Source organism: Mesorhizobium sp. B2-9-1 (assembly GCF_006439455.1).
Lineage (GTDB): Bacteria > Pseudomonadota > Alphaproteobacteria > Rhizobiales > Rhizobiaceae > Mesorhizobium.
The window spans coordinates 102,540-120,485 of sequence record NZ_VFTP01000007.1; the positions used below are offsets into that span (position 1 = coordinate 102,540).

Here is a 17,946-nt window from a genome sequence, read left to right on the forward strand (position 1 = left end):
GAGATTGGCCGTGGCCATGTTCCCGGCGTCATTCCAGGGCGGAGCAAGCAGCGAAAAAAAGCCCGGCGCGAAGCCGGGCTTTCGATAGGGTGTAGCGCTGTTCGCCTCAGCTCACCTGGACCTTGTCAGCCGCAGCCTGGTCCTCGGCGATGCGCTGCTGGAACATCTGCGCGAAATCGATCGGATCGAGCATCAGCGGCGGGAAGCCGCCATTGCGGGTGGCGTCGGCGACGATCTGGCGGGCGAAGGGGAACAGAAGCCGCGGACATTCGATGAACAGCAGCGGCAGCATGTGCTCCTGCGGGAAGCCGCTGATGGCGAAGACGCCGCCATAGACCAGCTCGACATTGAACAGCACTTCCTGGTCGAAGGAGGCCTTGGCGTTCAGCGTCAAATTGACGTCGAACTGCTTGTCCGAGAGCGGGTTGGCGTTGACGTTGACATTGATTGCGATGCCCGGAGCCTTGTCGCGGCCGCGCAGCGAATTCGGCGCGCCGGGGCTTTCGAAGGACAGGTCCTTCACATATTGCGCAAGCACATTGAGCGAGGGCTGGCTTTGGGTGCCGTTGCCGTTGGCGGCGCCGGTCGCGGCGTCATCGTTGCTGGCCATGAGCCTTTAAGTCCTTTTGCCTGGGCAGCATTGCTGACCGGATTGAAATCGCGGGTTCGCTACCATGCTCGGCCGGACAAAACAAGTTTTGCCGCCTCTGTCGGGCGATAGGTCCGGGACTGGTTCCCCGTCACAGGGATTTTGAAAGGTTGCGGTTTGTCTTGGTGCAAGATTTTCCGTTCATTTCCGTGAAATCAGCGCAAACGACAGGTTGAAGCCGCCCCAACCTCGTCATTCTATGGCGGAGCAAGGAGCGAAGCGACGCGCGCAGACCATGGAATCCATTCCGTGACTTCGAAGCGCCGCCACGGTGCAGAATTCTGCTCCGTTGCACGCCTTCGCGAAGGTAACGGCATGGATTCCAGGGTCTTCGCGACGGAGCTTCGCTCCTGCTCCGCCCTGGAATGACGATCGCGATGGGGCGTTTCGGCCAATCTCCAAGGCATGCCGCCTGCCAGAGCCGACCGGGCAAAATCCCCGTCCGGGACTAATCGTTCTTCAGCCGCCGCCAGGGCGAATTGTGGTCCGGCCGGTCCGGATAATCGTCGCGAGAATAGTCGCTGTCGTCGAGGTCGATGACGTGATCGCGGCGGCGCGCCGAAAAGCCGCGGCTGAAGCTGGTCGCCATGACGATGCGGTTCTTGAGCAGGCGCCAGGCGAAGTCGCGCACCGGCGGCAACAGGAGTAGAATGGCGAAGAAATCGGTGATGAAGCCCGGGATGATCAAAAGGATCGCCGCCAGCACGATCATCGCCCCATGCGCGAGCTGCCGGCTGGGGTCGCGCCCGGCATCCATCTCCGTGCGCACCCGCGCCATGACGCCAAAACCCTGAAGCCTCAGCAGCAGGCTGCCCGCGACGCTGGAAAGGATGACCAGCCCGACCGTCGCCAAAGCCCCGATCTCGCGGCCGACGACGACGAAGCCGGCGATCTCCAGCAGCGGCAGCAGGAGCAGGAACAGCGGGATGAACGAAATGCGCAAGTCTTGACCGATCGCTTTCTTCTTTTGCGGCGCTGGCGGACAATCGCCGCTGGCCTTGGCGCCTTTAGATAGGTATGGCTGCCTTTGATTTGAATGATTGCGCCTGCCGTTCTATATGCTTTGGGTGTTGAACGCTATGCGACCGCGGTCCCCAGGGGTTACGCCGGTCCGGCACGGACAGGGATCGAGTTGGCGGAAAATATGGGTTTCTTCGACTTCGGCACGATTTTCTTTCTGATTGCGGCGGTTGTGATCTTTTTCCAGCTGCGCAACGTGCTTGGACGTCGCACCGGAAATGAGCGCCCGCCCTTCGATCCTTATTCGGCGAGCCGCACGCGCGAGGCCGATGCGGCGCAAAAGCCTGAAAATGTGGTGTCGCTGCCGCGTAAGCGCGCGCCGGGCGAAACCGCGCCCGAGATCTATGCCGATATCGACGCCTTCGCCAAGCCCGACACCGATCTCAACAAGGGCCTGCGCTCCATCAAGGACAATGATGCGTCCTTCGAGCCGAAGGGCTTCGTCGACGGCGCCAAGATGGCCTATGAGATGATCGTCATGGCCTATGCCGACGGCGACCGTAAGACGCTGAAGAACCTTTTGTCGCGCGAAGTCTATGACGGTTTCGTCGCCGCGATCGGCGACCGCGAGGCCAAATCGGAGAAGATCCAGTCCTCCTTCGTCGGCATCGACAAGGCCGACATCGTCGCCGCCGAAATGAAGGGCTCGGAAGCGCATATCACGCTGCGCGTCGTCTCCGAGCTCATCTCGGCGACCCGCGACAAGGCCGGCGCCGTCATCGACGGCGACCCTGAAACGGTGGCCGAGGTCAAGGATGTCTGGACCTTCGCCCGCGACACCCGCTCGCGCGACCCGAATTGGAAGCTTGTCGCCACCGAAGAAGAAGATTGAGATCAAGCGGCGGGGCCCCAGTCGTGCCGCTCTCTTCCGCATTCGGCATAAAATCCTTCAGCGACCTTCCGGGCTGGGGCGAAGATGACCATGCTGCGGCCTTCGCCGCATTTCGCCGCTCGGCCTGCCACGCGCCGATAAAATCTTACCGCACCGGATCGCTCGGCGTCGATTTCAATGCTTTTGCCGATGCCTATGCCGAGGCGCGTGCCGTTTCGGCGCCGAGCACGTCCGAGGCGCGATCCTTCTTCGAACGGCATTTCGTGCCGATGCTGGTGCAGCCCGAAAACGGCTCGGGTCTCGTCACCGGCTTCTACGAACCCGAGGTCGAAGCCTCGCCGGTCAGGACCGGGCGGTTCACCGTGCCGCTGCTGTCGCGCCCCGCCGACCTCATCGACATCGACGACGGCAACCGTCCGGCCGGCATGGATTCCTATCTGGCGTTCGCCCGCCGGACCGATGGTGTTCCGGTTGAATATTTCGATCGTGGCGAAATCGAGCGCGGCGCGCTCGCCGGCCGAAATCTCGAAATCGCCTGGCTCGCCGAGAAGGTCGATGCGTTTTTCATCCACGTGCAGGGCGCGGCACGTCTGAAGATGACCGACGGCAGGCTCGCCCGCGTCACCTATGCCGCAAAGTCCGGCCAGCGCTTCACCGGCCCAGGCAAGATCTTGAGCGATCTCGGCGAGATCCCGCTGGAAAAGGTAACGATGCAGTCGATCCGCGCCTGGTTCAAGGCGCATCCCGATCGGGTCGACGAGATCCTGTGGCGGAACCGCTCCTATATCTTCTTCCGCGAAGCCGCGGTCGATGATGCCGCGCTCGGCCCGATCGCCGCCGCCAAGGTGCCGCTGACGCCGGGTCGCTCGGTCGCGGTCGACCGGCTGCTTCACACATTCGGCACGCCCTTCTATATCGATGCGCCGACGCTCACCGCCTTCGACGAAAAACCGTTCCAGCGGCTGATGATCGCGCAGGACACCGGCTCGGCCATCACCGGTCCGGTGCGCGGCGATCTCTTCGCCGGCTCAGGCGACGCCGCCGGCGAGGTCGCCGGCGTGGTCCGCAACGCGGCCGATTTCTATGCGCTGGTGCCGCGTGCGCTTCTGGACGGAGCGACCCCGTGAGCCGCCGCGACGATCATCTCAGCGACGACGACCGTATCCTGTGGAACCTGGTGGCGCGCTCGGCGCGGCCGCTGAAGGGCAAAACCGCCGTCGAGATCCCCGACATCGTCGAGCCCAAGCCCGAGACGCCCCGGCCCGCCGCCAATGGCGTAGCGGCCGTGGCCGCCAAGCCGAAGGCGCCGCATGTGGCGCATTCGCTCGACGACCAGACGTTGCACAAGCTGAAGAAAGGCCGGCTGCCGATCGAAGGCCGCGTCGACCTGCACGGCATGACGCAGGGCGAGGCCTATTCGCTGCTGCTCACCTTCCTCAACCGCGCGCATGCCGGCGGCATCCGTTACGTGCTAATCATCACCGGCAAGGGTTCGTCCTCGGGCGGCGACGGCATATTGCGCCGCGCCGTGCCGGCCTGGCTGTCAACGCCGGCCTTCCGGCATCTGGTGTCCAGCCACGATCATGCTGCCCGCAACCATGGCGGCTCGGGCGCGCTCTATGTGCGGCTGCGGCGGATACGGTCATGAGGATTCGGCGATGAGCCAGCCGACATGACCCCGTTCGGCGAGAAGCTCAGGACGCTGCGCGCCGAGCGCGGCGTCAGCCAGAAGGCGATGGCCAAGGCCATCGGCGTCAGCGCCGCCTATCTTTCGGCGCTCGAGCACGGCCGCCGCGGCGCGCCGACCTGGACACTGATCCAGAAGATCATCGGCTATTTCAACATCATCTGGGACGACGCCGAGGATCTTGCCCGCCTCGCCGAAAGCTCGCATCCGAGGGTCAGGATCGACACATCCGGCCTGTCGCCGGCGGCCACCGAGCTGGCCAACCTTTTGGCCGAGAGCATCGAGCGGCTCGATGAGGCGGAGCTGAGGAAGATCACGGCATTGGTCCGAGCTGCGCTGAGGGGATAGTTTGCCCGGATGAAACGGGTGCGGCTAGCCGACGCCGCCCGAACTTCGTCATCCACGGGCGGAGCGGGAGCGAAGCGGACGCGCAGGCCCGAGGATCCATTCCGCGGTTTCGCGCGAAGGGCAAGGCGGCGCAGAACAGAGATCGTTCTGCGCCGCGGTGACGTTCAGCGAGGGCCACGGCTTCCGTGTGCTAGGCCGCGGACAGCCCTTATTCCTGAAATCACTGCTTGCCGACGCCGGCGCCGTTCGTGCTACCGCGTCCGCCATTGTTGTTGTGATCGCGGCCACCGTTACCACCACCCAGACAAGCCGAAGAGTTGACGCCGCAGCAGCGGCCGCTCCACAGCTCGTTGAGATTGGTCTTGGCGCAGCTTTTGGTGGTCTCGTCCGCCAGGGCCGATCCGGTCAGGGCCGACACCGCGATGGCGGCAAGCAAGGTGTTTCGCAGGAAAGCAGTCATTGAAATTCTCCATGGTTGGGTTTGTCGTTCACGGCTGTGTGTCGCCGGCCGGACGGAAAAGGTTCATGGAGAGATGCGCAATAATGTCTTCGAGAGAGCGAAGCCCTCAGCTCTGCCTACTGCACCGAGCCCACAAGCACAGGCTGGCCGTCGCGGATCGAGACCCAGCGCCCGGTGTTGTCGATCGCCTGTCGCTTGAGGAAGCGGTAGCCGGTCGCGTCCCAGGCTTTGACCTTGTCGGTCAGGTTGTCGAGCACATAGTCGCCCTTGTCGGTGCGCACCGTCAGCACCGAATGGCCTTCGCCGTCCGGCTTGCGCACGACGGTGATCAAAAGGTCGGCCAGCGACATGCCCAGGCGGTAGAGCTGGCGGCGCTTTTCCAGCACGTAGTCCTCGCAGTCGCCATAGCCGTCGTCCGGATAGGCCCAGACTTCGTCCTTGCCGTAGTGATCGAGGTCGCTCAGCGGCTTGACGGCGGCATTGACCTTGGCGCTGACGCTGACCAGTCTGCGCCATAGGCCGTCCGTCATCATGGCCGGCCCGAGATTGACCGGGCGGATGTTGCATTCGCTCGGACGCGATTTGCAGAAATCATAGTGGCCGATCGGCTGCGACGTCAGGCCGCCCGTGGCCATCGCGCCCGCCGCCCAGGCCGGCACCGCCCAATGCGCAGAGATCGCCAATCCTGCGGCTGCACACAAGCGCAGAATCCGCGTCATCGCTGAGGAAGTCATTGTCCCCGCCCTGTTCTTTATTAACGAAACGTTAAAGGCGATTTACAGTCCGTGTCAATTGGAGACGACGGTCAGTTTGGCGGGATGGTTACCTGCGCGATCCCGTAGCGGCACTTTCGCAACAGAAGCGCGGTTGCAACACGCTGGCCGCCAGGTGGCGGCAAGGCTGATGATGGGCTCCGGAGTTCAGCTTTTGGCGGAGCGGACCAGTCTCGGCTTCGCCGCCACCCGGTGCTGGCGGCCATAGCTGGAAATGAAGTCGACGATGCGCGGCACGATCTCGGAGCGGAAGCGCGAGCCGTTGAAGACGCCGTAATGGCCGACGGCCGGTTGCACGTAATGCGCATGCCTGTCGGCCGGGATGTTGACGCACAAATCATGCGCGGCCTGGGTCTGGCCGAGGCCGGAAATGTCGTCGTTCTCGCCCTCGATGGTCAGCAGCGCGACGTTGCGGATCGCCTTCGGATCGACCGGCTCGCCGCGATGCGTCATCTCGCCCTTCGGCAGAGCGTGGCGCACGAACACGGTGTCGACCGTCTGCAGGTAGAATTCCGCCGTCAGGTCCATCACCGCCAGATACTCGTCATAGAAGTCGCGGTGCTTTTCGGCGCTGTCGCCGTCATGCTTCACAAGGTGCATGAAGAAGTCCTTGTGCGCGATGATGTGGCGGTCGAGGTTCATGCTCATGAAGCCCGAGAGCTGCAGGAAGCCGGGATAGACCGGGCGGCCGAAGCCCGGCACCGGCCACGGCGCCGGCATGACGACATTGTCGCGGAACCAGTCGATGCCCTTTTCCTTGGCCAGAAGATTGACCGCGGTCGGGTTGCGGCGCGTATCGACCGGTCCGCCCATCAGCGTCATGGTGGAGGGCACGAAGGGATCGCCGCGCTTTTCCATCAGCGCCACCGCCGCCAGCACCGGCACGGAGGGCTGGCATACCGCCATCACATGCGTGTCGGGGCCGAGCGCGTGGAACATCTCGATGATGTAGTCGACATAGTCGTCGAGATCGAAGCTGCCTTGCGCTGCCGGCACCATGCGGGCATCGACCCAGTCGGTGATGTGCACGTCGGCGTGGGGCAGCATCGCCTCGACCGTGCCGCGCAGCAGCGTCGCGTAATGGCCCGACATCGGCGCCACGATCAAAAGCTTCGGGTCGGGCTTGCGGCCGGCGGGCAGCGCGCGCTCGAAACGGATCAGGTCGCAGAACGGCTTCGACCAGACCGTCTTTTCGGTGACGCCGACGCTTTTCCAGTCGACCACGGCCTTGTCCAGGCCGAACTGCGGTTTGCCATAGCGACGGGTGGTCCGCTCGAAGAGCTCCGCGGTCGCCGCGACCGAGCGGCCGAAGGGGGTGTGGGAAACCGGATTGAGCGGGTTGGAGTAGAAGAGCCGCACCGCGTCGGCATAGAAGCGGGCCGGCTGCAACGCCGCATGGTTCATTTCGTAGAGCTGGTAGAACATCGCGAACCCCGCTGCCGTCCGACGACCAAAAGGACGACGAACTGCGCCGAGCCTTGAATGTCTCCTGGCGAGGTTAACAAGATATTGTTGCGATGCAATACGTCATTTTGTCTGACGAATGCATCTTTCGTTCAACCTGTTGAAAACCGGCCTTTAAGCGGGCGAGCCGGCTCAATGTGCGCTGCCGAAATGTGAAGGATATGTGTCCGGCCCCTCATGCCGGGGATTGGTCGAAACCGTCCAAATCTCGTCATTCTATGGCGGAGCAAGAGCGAAGCGACGCGGCGCAGACCATGGAATCCATGCCGTGACTTGGAAGCGCCGCCACGGTGCGGAATTTTGCTCCGTTGCACGCCTTGGCGAAGGTAACGGCATGGATTCCAGGGTCTTCGCGACGGAACTTCGCTCCTGCTCCGCCCTGGAATGACGAAGAGCGGCTCAGACGCGCGCCATGCAGACGGCGGTATGGCCCGAACCGATGAAGCCCAGCTGGCCGGCGGCGCCGCGGGAGAGATCGAGCATGCGTCCCTTCACGAACGGACCGCGATCGTTGATGCGCACGACGACGCTGCGGCCGTTGTTCTTGTTGGTGACCCGAAGCTTGGTGCCGAAGGGCAAGGAGCGATGGGCTGCAGTCAGTGCCGCGGGGTTCATGCGTTCCCCTGAGGCGGTTCTGGAATGCAGCGCATACCAGGAAGCGCGGCCGCACTGCGCGGCGGCGGAGGAGGCGGATGAGGCGCCGGCCATCAGGCCAGCCGCGATCGTTACCGCGACAAGCGCAGTCTGGTTGGTTTTCTTCATGCTTTGGGGATGGCTCCGTTAGAGATACGCCCCGCCGATATGTGCCGAATGAGGCGGGAAATGCGGCATTGATCTGGCAGTTCCATGGCGACAGCACACGTTTGGAGTCGCCGCGAAACAGTTTGTCATGATATTCACAGCCCCGTTAAGGCGTATTCTCAATGAATATCGGGCCGGCATACGGGACATTCTGGGCAAGATCGGCCCACAAGATTTGAAGTACTGAGGGACGGAACTGCTTCGGTTCCTCAACGTCTTTTATTGTGTCCCCATTGCCGTTCAGGATCGACTTCCGGAGAGGGTCCAGCCGATGCGATTGATCAGGTTTGTGCTGGCGCTGATTGTGCTAGGGCTGGGTGCGCTGTGGTCGCTGCAAGGCCTCGGTCTCATCAAGGGCAGTTTCATGACCGGGCAGACGCAATGGCTCTATATCGGCCTCGTCACCATGCTGGTCGGCGTGGTCGGCCTCCGCTGGGCGACCCGCTCGCGCACATGACCTTGCCGGTCGGGGCGGAGACGGCTGGCGAAAGAGTCTGCGACCCGACCATTGCGACCAGTGCTGCTAGGCCCAGTAGAAGCTCCCGTCGCGCGGCGGCAGGCGGTCGCGTTCGCCGGCAAGCAGCACCCTTGCGCGTTGGCTGAGCGTCTCTTCTGTCGTCATTCTGAGGTCTACGCTCTGCTTCGCGTCGCTCCGCCCTGGATGACGAAGGAGTGCAAGGCGCCGGGTGCCGATCGAACAAGAAATCCGCCTGTCATCCCATCTGAGCAAATCCATGCTTCATAAGATGGCCGAATTGGAACCCGGGTTTCGTGCTTGGCACGGTTAGTATAGTAATCTTATCAACATTGGGAGGTGAGAGAACGATGCGCGACCCTCTGAAGACCGTTCTGGCGATCGTTCGTGGCTTGCGGCTGAGGCCGCCCGCGGCGTTCGCCCCGCGCTGATCGCTCCGTCACGTTTCGGCTAGCGGTCATGGTTGGACGCGGCAACTCCATCATCATTGTCGGCGGCGGCGCAAGCGGCGTCGTGCTGGCCGCGCATCTGTTGAAGTCGCCCAATCCGGACCTGCGCGTCACGCTGATCGAGAAGCGGCCGCATTTCGGCCAGGGCATGGCTTACTCGACGCTGCTTTCGGCGCATGTGCTCAACGTCAACGCCTCCGGCATGAGCGCCTATGCCGACGACCCGACCCATTTCGCGCGCTGGGTGCTGGAACGCGGCCTCGCCAGACCGGACCAGGGACCGTTCTATGCGCCGCGCAGCCTCTATGCCCGCTATCTGCAGGATGTGCTCGAGGGCTTGGAGGAACGTGAGCGGGACACCGGTCGTCTGCGGTTGATCCGCGAGGAGAGCCTGTCGACCGCGCCGACCTCGTCGGGCGTCGAAGTCGCACTCGCCAACGGCACCAGCGTCGTCGCGCATCTTGCCGTCCTGGCCACCGGTCACGACGAGCAGCCCGGCGCCTTCCAGGGTCATGCCGTCCGGATGGGGACGGAGGCCGACACCGCGCTCGATCCTGAAGCCCAGGTGCTGCTGCTCGGCACCGGCCTGAGCATGGTCGACGCTTTCCTGTCGCTGGAGCAGCGCGGCCATCGCGGTTCGATCGTCGCGGTGTCGCGGCGCGGCCTGCTGCCGTCGCCGCACCGCAAGGGCAATCCGATCAAGCTCGATATCGCCGATATTCCGCTCGGCACCCAGCTTTCCTATTTCGTCGGCTGGTTCCGCAACCTGATCCGCGAGACCCAGAAAGCCGGCGGCGACTGGCGCGACGTCGTCGATGGTCTCAGACCCTTCAACCAGACGATCTGGCAGAATTGGCCGTCCTCGGCCAAACGCCGCTTCGTCGAGCACACCAAGGCCTGGTGGGACATCCACCGCCACCGCATGGCGCCGGAAGTCTATGCGCGCGTCACCGAGGCGGTCGCCTCAGGCCGCATCCGTCTCGTCGCCGGTAGGGTGGTAGACATAGAACCGAACGGCGGCTTTATCGTGAAGATCCAGCCGCGCGGCACGCAGGACGTCGAGACCCTGGACGTCGTCCGCCTCTATGATTGCATGGGCATTGTCCGCGACATTTCGCGGACGTCGAACGGTGTCGTGCGGTCGCTGGTCGAGCGCGGCCTGGCGCGTCCCGATCCGCTGCGCCTCGGCCTCGATGTCACCGCGAAATGCGAGCTGATCGCGGCCGACGGCACGGTGTCGTCGAAGCTGCTCGCCATCGGACCGTTGACGCGCGGCACCTTCTTCGAGATCGACGCCATTCCCGACATCCGCGTGCAATGCGCGAAGCTGGGCAAGCAACTGCTCGGATAAGGCTCTAGCCGCCAAGCGCCTCGATGACGACGCGGGCGGTTTCGGCGCCGGAAAAATTCTGCTGCCCGGTGATCAGGTTGCCGTCGCGCACGGCAAAGCCGCGCCACAACCCGGCCTGGATATAATTGGCGCCGATCGCCTTGAGCTCGTCCTCGATCCGCCACGGCATCAAATGCTTGCCGCGTTCGAGCGCCCCCATTGCCCAGGTGGCGTTGTCGGCGAAATCCTCCTCGAGATTGGCAAAGCCGGTCACCGTCTTGCCTGCGGCAAGCAGCGATCCGTCGGCGCGCCTGGCATAGCGCAGGATGGCGGTGCCGTGGCAGAGCGCGGCGGCCACCTTGCCGGCCTCGTGGAAAGCGACGAAGGTTTGCTGGAGACCGGTCGCGCGTTCATAGGTGAACATCGGCGACTGGCCGCCGGCGACGACGATGGCGTCGAAGCGAGCGACATCGATCTCGGCCACCGGCCGTGTGTCGTCGACCAGCGCCTGGAGCTTCGGGTTCGAAATGAAACCGAGCGAGATGAGATCGGTCTCCGAATAGCCCGACGGATCGCGCGGGTCGCTCAGCGCATCGGCTTCGCACTTGCCGCCGTCGGGCGAAAAGATCTCGACCTCGTAGCCGCGCTCGGTGAAGGCGAACCAGGGATGGGTGAGCTCGCTCCACCAGAAGCCGACCGGCCACCCCGTTGTGGTGGAGACGGCCGGATTTGCGATCACGATCGCCACCCGCTTCGGCTTTCGTGCATTGACCGGATTGGGGTCCCGAACACTCATTTTGCTCTCCCTTTTATGAAGTCGTCGCCGACAAAGCCGGGCTCGGCAATCTGGCCATATGGCGGGGTAAATTCCGCTTTTGCCGCGCGCGGCCCTTGCCTAGGATCGGCGCATGACACAACGCGGTAGACTCTATGGCTGCCCGGTCGAGTTCGCGCTCGACGCGCTCGGCGGCAAATGGAAGACGGTGATCATCGCGCGGATCAAGCAAGGACCGCTGCGCTATTCCGAACTGCGCCGGCTGATTCCTTCGCTTTCCGACAAGATGCTGACGCAGCGCCTGGCCGATCTTGTCGAGATCGGCTTCGTCACGCTCGAAACCTCGCCGGATGGCAAGGCGCGCTACGCGCTGACCGAGCGCGGCCGCGACCTCGCAGCGGCGCTGCAGGCACTCTACGACTGGGGCATCCTGCATGGCCGCGCCGAGGGCGTGCGCTTCCGCACCGACATCGAAGCAGCGGCCTAGCGCAATTCCAGGAAAATGCGTAGCGGTTAGGCTCGGCGACTTCGCCGTAGCCTTCCGTCCGCAATTGCGTAGAAACAAGGCCTCTGGCCTGAGATCAAGCGGCATCGGCAAGCGCGCCGCAGAAGCCCGCGACATCGGTGACGACGGCTTCGCCAAGAAAGCGCAGCGTCGCCATCGAGCGGTCGCGCGCTTCGCTGTTGCCGAAGCCGCAGGCGTCCTCGATCACGACGGCGACGAAACCGTTGTCGGTCGCCTGGCGCGCGGTCGGCTCGATGCCGATCTCCATGGCGATGCCGGCGAGCGCCACCGCGCGAACGCCGCAGTCACGCAGCGCAAAGCCGAGCGAGGTGGAATCGAAGGCCGACATGGTCAGCTTGTCGAACACCGCCTCGTCCGCGCGCGGGGCGAGTTCCGGCACGATCCGCGTCGCTTCGGCATCGCGCAGGAACCATGGCTGGACCGCGTCGGGGCTATCGCGCCGCTGCCAGGCCATGGCGGTGCGCAGCTGCGTGGCGCCCATCCATTTTTTCGGCAGCGACAAATGACGCGTGAATGCCACCCGCATGCCGGCCGAGCGCGCCGCTTCCAATGCCGTGCCGGTGCGTTCGACGATCGCCGCGGCGCCTTCGACCTGGCGGCAGATGCCGACCTGCATGTCGTAGACGATCAGCGCCATGCGGCGCGGATCGCACCATTCGGCCAGGCGCTGCGGAATCTCGATGCCTTCGCCAGAGCGGATCATGCCGCCGTCCGATCCCAGGGTTTGGCGATATCGACTGTTGGGTCGAACAGGAATTCCAGCGGCAGCGGCGCGTCGAAAGCGATGAAATGCCATTCCAGCAGCCCGGCTTTGGAGAGCGGGAAATCATCGGTATAGCGCATGGCCTGCTCGACGCTGTCGAGCTCGAAAACGATGATGACGCCGCCGACATCGGCGCGTGCATAGTTCTCGCGCACGATGCCTTGCTTCCACAGCCGCCATACATTCGAGACCTCGTCGCGCAGATAGGGCCTGAGATCGTCGAGCGTGACGCCGGGCTTGAAATTGTCATAGGCAAGAATCTTCATCGGCCGCTCCTTGGCACGCGCTGTTCGTCCCGCGCTTCGTTCGGCTAGCATGATGGAAAAGGCATCGGCAACGAACGACATGGTGCGTTGAACAAGCCCTCAAGCTGGGCCTCCGTGTCGCTTTATTGAGGCAAAATGCGGCCGGTCATTGCCGGCATGGAGGAACGAGAATGACCATCGAAAGGTTGAACCCGCAAGGCATGCACAGCAACCCCGCCTATTCGCAAGGCGTGTCGCTGCCTGCTTCCGCGCGCATCGTGCTGGTCGGAGGGCAGAACGGCGTCGATGCCGAAGGCAACATCGTCGGCAAGGGCGACCTCGCTGCGCAGACGACGCAGGCGCTGGCCAATCTGGCCAAGGTTCTGCAAGCTGGCGGAGCGACGCTGGAGAATCTCGTCAGCCTGTCGGTCTATATCGTTGGCGACCAGGATATCGCTCCGGGCTTTGGCGCCTGGATGGCGTTCTGGGCCAACCGTGCTCCGCCGCCCATCATCAAGGCGCTGCGTGTTGTCGGCCTCGGCAATCCGGACTTCCTGATCGAGATCGAGGGCCAGGCGGCGATTGCGTAGACTCCCGCTTGAAGGGACACACTACGCGGCCGTGAAATTCCATTCCTCCACTCGCCGCTGGATTGGCACGATCTATCTTCTTTCCTGATGAAAAGGGCTGGACAAGACAGGGCGCGCGATCCGCGAAACCGGAATGGATTCCCGCGGCCCACGCGCGGGATTGCCGACATCCGCCTCGAACTGCTTCGATGGAGCACTCAAGATGAGCGAGCAGACAAAAGCGGCGCCGAAGGGCGCGCACATCAACCTGTCGAGATTGCGTCCGCCTTACGCTTCGGTGCTCGACCTGATCGGCCAGACGCCGGTCGTCGAGCTGACCAAATTCGACACCGGCAAATGCCGCCTGTTCATCAAGCTCGAAAGCCAGAATCCTGGCGGCTCGATCAAGGACCGCATCGCGCTCTCGATGATCGCGGCGGCGGAGAAGGAGGGACGCCTGAAGCGCGGTGGCACCATCGTCGAGGCGACCGCCGGCAACACCGGCCTCGGCCTCGCCCAGGTCGGCATCCCGAAAGGCTACCGCATCGTCCTCGTCGTGCCCGACAAGATGTCGCGCGAGAAGATCCAGCATCTGCGCGCTTTGGGCGCCGAGGTGCGCATGACCCGCTCCGATGTCGGCAAGGGCCATCCCGAATACTACCAGGACATGGCCGAGAAGATCGCCGCCGAGCTGCCCGGCGCTTTCTATGCCAACCAGTTTGCCAACCCGGCCAACCCGCTGGCGCATGAGACCACCACCGGCCCGGAAATCTTTGCGCAGCTCGATGGCGATGTCGACGCGGTAGTGGTCGGCGTCGGCTCCGGCGGCACGCTCACCGGCCTCGGCCGCTTTTTTGCGAAACACTCGCCCAAGACCGAGATGGTGCTCGCCGACCCGGTCGGCTCGGTGCTGGCGCCGCTGATCAAGACCGGCAAGATGGAGGAGGCCGGCAGCTGGACGGTCGAAGGCATCGGCGAGGATTTCGTGCCGCCCAATGCCGATCTGTCGCTGGTGAAAAAGGCCTATTCGATTCCCGACAAGCAGAGCATGCTGGCGGTGCGCGATCTGTTGTCCAGGGAAGGCATCCTGGCTGGCTCGTCCTCCGGCACGCTGCTGTCGGCAGCGCTTCGCTACTGTCGCGAGCAGACGTCGCCAAAACGCGTCGTCACCTTGGTCTGCGACAGCGGCAACAAGTATCTGTCGAAAGTCTTCGACGATATCTGGCTGGCCGAGCAGGGCCTTGCCGACCAGGAACAGCATGGCGATTTGCGCGACCTGGTCATGCGCTCGCCGCGCACCGGCGACATTGTGACCGTTGGCCCGGAGGAAACCCTGCTCAACGCCTATGGCCGCATGCGCCGCTCCGACGTTTCGCAGCTGCCGGTGCTGGACGAAGGCAGGCTGGTCGGCATCGTCGACGAGAGCGATATTTTAGCCAAGGTCGATGGACCCTATGACGGCCGCTGGGACCGTTTCAACGCGCCGGTGCGCACGGCCATGACCTCCAACCTGCACACGCTGCAGGCCAATCAGACGCTCGACGCGCTGCTGCCTGTCTTCGACCGCAACGAGGTCGCCATCGTCTTCGATGGCGAAGAGTTCATCGGCCTGATAACTCGTATAGACCTGATCAACCATCTGAGGCGCCGCGCAACATGACTTCGAACGGCAAGAACCGCCTGGCCTTTTCCACCCGCGCCATCCATGGCGGCCAGAGCCACGATCCGCTGACCGGCGCCGTGATGGTGCCGATCTACGCCACCTCCACCTACGGCCAGCAGTCGCCCGGCGTGCACAAGGGTTTTGAATACGCCCGCAGCCAGAACCCGACGCGCTTCGCCTTCGAGCGTGCCGTGGCCGACCTCGAAAGCGGCTCGGCCGCCTTCGCCTTTGCCTCCGGCCTGGCGGCGATCGGCACGGTGCTCGAGCTCCTCGATGCCGGCGCCCATATCGTCGCCACCGACGACATCTATGGCGGTTCGTTCCGCTTGATGGAGCGGGTGCGCAAGCGCTCCGCCGGCCTTGAGGTGAGTTTTGCCGACTTCACCGACCTCGCCGCGATCGAGGCGGCGATCCGCCCGGACACGAAGCTGCTCTGGGTCGAGACGCCGACCAACCCGCTGCTGCGCATCGTCGACCTCGAAGCGATCGCCGCGCTTGCTAGGTGCAAGGGGCTGCTCACCGTCGCCGACAACACCTTCTGCAGCCCCTATATCCAGCGCCCGCTGGAGCTCGGCATCGACATCGTCGTGCACTCGACGACGAAATATCTCAATGGCCATTCCGACATGGTCGGCGGCGTGGCGGTCGTCGGCGATAACAAGGACCTCGCCGCCCAGCTGAAATTCCTGCAGAACGCCATCGGCGCCATTTCCGGCCCGTTCGACAGTTTTCTGGCGCTGCGCGGTATAAAAACCCTGGCGCTCAGGATGGAGCGTCACTCGTCCAACGGCCTGAAAATAGCGCAATGGCTGGAAACGCGAAAAGATGTCCGCCGGGTCATCTATCCCGGCCTCGCCAGCCACCCGCAGCATTCCATCGCCGTCCAGCAGATGCACGCCTTCGGCGGCATGATCTCGGTCGACCTCGACCGCGACCTGGCGGGAACAAAACGCTTCCTCGAACGCACCCAGCTCTTCACTTTGGCCGAAAGCCTGGGCGGCGTCGAAAGCCTGATCGAGCACCCGGCGCTGATGACGCACGGATCGATCCCGGCGGAAAAGCGTGGGGCGATAGGCATCACCGATTCGCTGGTGCGGCTGTCGTGTGGGATCGAGGACGGCGATGATCTGATCGCGGATCTCGAGCAGGCGTTGCAGACCTGAGAACTCGCAGATACCACGTCATCGTGGTAATCCTTCGCGCCCCCTCTGGCCTGCCAGCCTTGTCCTTCGTCATTCTAGGGCGGAGCAAGGAGCGAAGCGACGCGCGAAGACCCTAGAATCCATGCCGTGACGCCTGAGAGCCGCCATGGTCCAGAACGGTTCACCAGCCGATCCCGCGAAACAGCTCGAACCATTCCGGATTGGTCTTCTCGATCAGCTCGATCTTCCACCGGCGTGGCCAACGTTTCAATGACGTCTCACGCTGGATGGCATCGGCGATGTCGAAGTATTCCTCGTACCAGACGAGACGCTGCACACCGTAGCGGCTGGTGAAACTGGAGCCTTGGCCGGTCTTGTGCTCGGGCATTCGACGAGCAAGATAGTTGGTGACGCCGATATAGATCGTGCCGCCTTTCTGGCTTGCGGTCATGTAGACGTAGCCTGTCATGTGGGGATCTTAGCTGGCGCCATTACCACCCGCTATTCTGGACCGTTGCATTCTATGGCCAATGTCACGGCATGGATTCTAGGGTCTGCGCGCGTCGCTTCGCTCCTTGCTCCGCCCTAGAATGACGAAGCGCCATTTGCGATCGTCCTGCCCGCGAGAGACGCGCTGTCCCGCTGACCTCTCGGTATGTGTGCCATTGCACGCCGCCATCCACGCTCTAAACTGCCCCCAACTGCGATCTCCGGAGGCGCCATGCGCGTGGTCGTGTTGGGTGGCGGCGTGGTCGGCGTCACCACGGCCTATCAGCTGCAGAAGGACGGGCACCAGGTCGTCATCCTCGAGCGCCAGCAACAGGTCGCTGCGGAGACCAGCTGGGGCAATGCCGGCATGATCGCGCCGGGGCATTCTTTTGTCTGGTCGTCGCCCAAGGCGCCGATGATCCTCTTGAAATCGCTGGTGCTGAAAGACCAGGCGCTGCGCTTCAGGCTTTCGGCCGATCCGCGGCTCTACAGCTGGTCGTGGCTGTTCCTGATGGAATGCACGGCCGGGAAGGCCAGGCGCAACACGCTACTCAAGCATCGGCTGGCGGTCTATTCGCAATCGGTCCTGCACGAGGTCGTCGCCGACGAGGCGATCGACTACGACCGCAATGATCGCGGCATCCTTTATTTCTATCGCAGCCAGCAGGCGCTCGACAAAGGCGTCGAGCATATGAAGCTGCTCGAATCCGACGGCCAGCTGATCAAGGTGCTCGACTGCGACGCCATCGTCGCCCTCGATCCGTCGTTGGCTTCCGCCAAGGAAAAAATCGCCGGCGGCATCCATTGCCCGACCGACGAGACCGGCGATCCGGCGAAATTCACCCGGGCGTTGGCCGCGAAGGTGGCCGAGCGCGGTGGCGAGATCCGCACCGGCACGACCATCACCGGCATCGAGACGTCCGGCGACGATGTCTCCCGGGTGCTGACCGACAAGGGAAGCATCAAGGGCGATGCCTATGTGCTGGCGCTCGGCTCCTACAGCCCGCTGATCGCGAGCACCGTCGGCATCAGCCTGCCGATCTATCCGATCAAGGGCTATTCGCTGACCATTCCGATCGGCAACCGTCCGGCGCCGCCCACCATCGCCGCGATCGACGAGCACAATCTGGTCGCCGTGTCGCGCTTCGGCGATCGGCTGCGCGTCACCGCTACGGCCGAGTTCGCCGGCTACGACACCAGCCACAAACCGGCCGATTTCGCCTTCATGAAAGGGGTGACCGAGGAGCTCTATCCCGAAGGCGCCGATTACGACCGCGCCGAGATGTGGGCGGGCCTGCGGCCGATGACGCCCAACAATCTGCCCGAATTCGGCCGGCGCCGCCTCAGCAACCTCTACCTCAACACCGGGCACGGCCATATCGGCTGGACCATGTCGCATGGTTCGGCCCGCATCACTGCCGACCTGATCGCCGGCCGCAAGCCGGCGATCTCGATGGACGGAATTTTGAACTGAGAGCATGATCCC

The 17,946-nt window shown here is 63.7% G+C and carries 21 protein-coding genes; 11 read left to right on the plus strand and 10 right to left on the minus strand.

Features of this window, described 5'->3' with window-relative positions; genetic code table 11:
- Nucleotides 1-106: 106 nt before the first annotated feature.
- Both secB and FJW05_RS15360 read right to left on the minus strand, forming a co-directional pair.
- Nucleotides 107-610 (minus strand): protein-export chaperone SecB, encoded by a 504-nt coding sequence (gene secB, locus FJW05_RS15355; protein WP_140633500.1) that lies wholly within the window; start codon nucleotides 608-610, stop codon nucleotides 107-109.
- A gap of 487 nt (nucleotides 611-1,097) precedes the next feature.
- Complete coding sequence (locus FJW05_RS15360) at nucleotides 1,098-1,592, minus strand: FxsA family protein (RefSeq protein WP_140542957.1); 495 nt, start codon at nucleotides 1,590-1,592, stop codon at nucleotides 1,098-1,100.
- A gap of 201 nt (nucleotides 1,593-1,793) precedes the next feature.
- Between FJW05_RS15360 and FJW05_RS15365 the strand changes: the two genes are divergently transcribed.
- The 4 genes from FJW05_RS15365 to FJW05_RS15380 are packed head-to-tail and all read left to right on the plus strand — an operon-like array spanning nucleotide 1,794 to nucleotide 4,536.
- On the plus strand, nucleotides 1,794-2,501 hold the full coding sequence (locus tag FJW05_RS15365) for a Tim44/TimA family putative adaptor protein (RefSeq protein WP_095767958.1): 708 nt from the start codon (nucleotides 1,794-1,796) through the stop codon (nucleotides 2,499-2,501).
- A 23-nt stretch (nucleotides 2,502-2,524) separates the two neighbouring features.
- Nucleotides 2,525-3,628, plus strand: a complete 1,104-nt coding sequence (locus FJW05_RS15370; RefSeq protein WP_140633503.1) for a murein transglycosylase A — start codon at nucleotides 2,525-2,527, stop codon at nucleotides 3,626-3,628.
- Nucleotides 3,625-4,149 carry a Smr/MutS family protein gene (locus FJW05_RS15375; protein WP_140633506.1) on the plus strand — a complete coding sequence of 175 codons (525 nt, stop codon included), beginning with the start codon at nucleotides 3,625-3,627 and terminating at the stop codon, nucleotides 4,147-4,149. The genes FJW05_RS15370 and FJW05_RS15375 overlap by 4 nt, the downstream gene beginning before the upstream one ends.
- A gap of 24 nt (nucleotides 4,150-4,173) precedes the next feature.
- Nucleotides 4,174-4,536 carry a helix-turn-helix transcriptional regulator gene (locus FJW05_RS15380; protein WP_140633509.1) on the plus strand — a complete coding sequence of 121 codons (363 nt, stop codon included), beginning with the start codon at nucleotides 4,174-4,176 and terminating at the stop codon, nucleotides 4,534-4,536.
- Between the two features lie 220 nt (nucleotides 4,537-4,756).
- Here FJW05_RS15380 and FJW05_RS15385 read toward each other — a convergent pair whose 3' ends face one another.
- The 4 genes from FJW05_RS15385 to FJW05_RS15400 form a co-directional block, all read right to left on the minus strand.
- Nucleotides 4,757-4,996 (minus strand): hypothetical protein, encoded by a 240-nt coding sequence (locus FJW05_RS15385; protein WP_140633512.1) that lies wholly within the window; start codon nucleotides 4,994-4,996, stop codon nucleotides 4,757-4,759.
- A 116-nt stretch (nucleotides 4,997-5,112) separates the two neighbouring features.
- On the minus strand, nucleotides 5,113-5,730 hold the full coding sequence (locus FJW05_RS15390; protein ID WP_140633515.1) for a transglutaminase-like cysteine peptidase: 618 nt from the start codon (nucleotides 5,728-5,730) through the stop codon (nucleotides 5,113-5,115).
- 186 nt (nucleotides 5,731-5,916) lie between these two features.
- Nucleotides 5,917-7,194, minus strand: coding sequence for a polyhydroxyalkanoate depolymerase (locus FJW05_RS15395; RefSeq protein ID WP_140633518.1), 1,278 nt, complete (start codon nucleotides 7,192-7,194; stop codon nucleotides 5,917-5,919).
- A gap of 438 nt (nucleotides 7,195-7,632) precedes the next feature.
- The gene (locus FJW05_RS15400; RefSeq protein ID WP_140633521.1) at nucleotides 7,633-7,995 is read right to left on the minus strand and encodes a septal ring lytic transglycosylase RlpA family protein; all 363 of its coding nucleotides are present in this window, start codon (nucleotides 7,993-7,995) and stop codon (nucleotides 7,633-7,635) included.
- Between the two features lie 310 nt (nucleotides 7,996-8,305).
- Between FJW05_RS15400 and FJW05_RS15405 the strand changes: the two genes are divergently transcribed.
- Together FJW05_RS15405 and FJW05_RS15410 are read left to right on the plus strand one after the other, a co-directional pair.
- Nucleotides 8,306-8,491 (plus strand): hypothetical protein, encoded by a 186-nt coding sequence (locus tag FJW05_RS15405; protein ID WP_140633524.1) that lies wholly within the window; start codon nucleotides 8,306-8,308, stop codon nucleotides 8,489-8,491.
- Between the two features lie 477 nt (nucleotides 8,492-8,968).
- Nucleotides 8,969-10,309: an FAD/NAD(P)-binding protein gene (locus tag FJW05_RS15410; RefSeq protein WP_140633527.1), complete on the plus strand. Its 1,341-nt coding sequence runs from the start codon at nucleotides 8,969-8,971 to the stop codon at nucleotides 10,307-10,309.
- Between the two features lie 4 nt (nucleotides 10,310-10,313).
- Here FJW05_RS15410 and FJW05_RS15415 read toward each other — a convergent pair whose 3' ends face one another.
- Nucleotides 10,314-11,084 carry a type 1 glutamine amidotransferase domain-containing protein gene (locus FJW05_RS15415; RefSeq protein ID WP_140633530.1) on the minus strand — a complete coding sequence of 257 codons (771 nt, stop codon included), beginning with the start codon at nucleotides 11,082-11,084 and terminating at the stop codon, nucleotides 10,314-10,316.
- A 112-nt stretch (nucleotides 11,085-11,196) separates the two neighbouring features.
- On the opposite strand from FJW05_RS15415, the gene FJW05_RS15420 reads away from it, so the two are divergent.
- Nucleotides 11,197-11,550 (plus strand): helix-turn-helix domain-containing protein, encoded by a 354-nt coding sequence (locus FJW05_RS15420; protein WP_140542967.1) that lies wholly within the window; start codon nucleotides 11,197-11,199, stop codon nucleotides 11,548-11,550.
- 94 nt (nucleotides 11,551-11,644) lie between these two features.
- On the opposite strand, the gene FJW05_RS15425 is transcribed toward FJW05_RS15420, so the two are convergent.
- Nucleotides 11,645-12,292 (minus strand): cysteine hydrolase, encoded by a 648-nt coding sequence (locus tag FJW05_RS15425; protein ID WP_140633534.1) that lies wholly within the window; start codon nucleotides 12,290-12,292, stop codon nucleotides 11,645-11,647.
- Nucleotides 12,289-12,618: a hypothetical protein gene (locus FJW05_RS15430; protein WP_140542969.1), complete on the minus strand. Its 330-nt coding sequence runs from the start codon at nucleotides 12,616-12,618 to the stop codon at nucleotides 12,289-12,291. Before FJW05_RS15430 ends, FJW05_RS15425 begins: the two co-directional genes overlap by 4 nt.
- Before the next feature lie 170 nt (nucleotides 12,619-12,788).
- On the opposite strand from FJW05_RS15430, the gene FJW05_RS15435 reads away from it, so the two are divergent.
- From FJW05_RS15435 to FJW05_RS15445, 3 genes are all read left to right on the plus strand, one after another.
- Complete coding sequence (locus FJW05_RS15435; protein WP_140633537.1) at nucleotides 12,789-13,187, plus strand: RidA family protein; 399 nt, start codon at nucleotides 12,789-12,791, stop codon at nucleotides 13,185-13,187.
- A 202-nt stretch (nucleotides 13,188-13,389) separates the two neighbouring features.
- Nucleotides 13,390-14,826: a pyridoxal-phosphate dependent enzyme gene (locus tag FJW05_RS15440; protein ID WP_140633540.1), complete on the plus strand. Its 1,437-nt coding sequence runs from the start codon at nucleotides 13,390-13,392 to the stop codon at nucleotides 14,824-14,826.
- Nucleotides 14,823-15,992, plus strand: coding sequence for a PLP-dependent aspartate aminotransferase family protein (locus tag FJW05_RS15445; protein ID WP_140633543.1), 1,170 nt, complete (start codon nucleotides 14,823-14,825; stop codon nucleotides 15,990-15,992). Before FJW05_RS15440 ends, FJW05_RS15445 begins: the two co-directional genes overlap by 4 nt.
- Nucleotides 15,993-16,152: 160 nt before the next feature.
- Here FJW05_RS15445 and FJW05_RS15450 read toward each other — a convergent pair whose 3' ends face one another.
- Nucleotides 16,153-16,440, minus strand: coding sequence for a GIY-YIG nuclease family protein (locus FJW05_RS15450; protein WP_140633546.1), 288 nt, complete (start codon nucleotides 16,438-16,440; stop codon nucleotides 16,153-16,155).
- A 252-nt stretch (nucleotides 16,441-16,692) separates the two neighbouring features.
- Between FJW05_RS15450 and FJW05_RS15455 the strand changes: the two genes are divergently transcribed.
- The gene (locus FJW05_RS15455) at nucleotides 16,693-17,934 is read left to right on the plus strand and encodes a D-amino acid dehydrogenase (RefSeq protein WP_140633549.1); all 1,242 of its coding nucleotides are present in this window, start codon (nucleotides 16,693-16,695) and stop codon (nucleotides 17,932-17,934) included.
- Nucleotides 17,935-17,946: the final 12 nt, after the last annotated feature.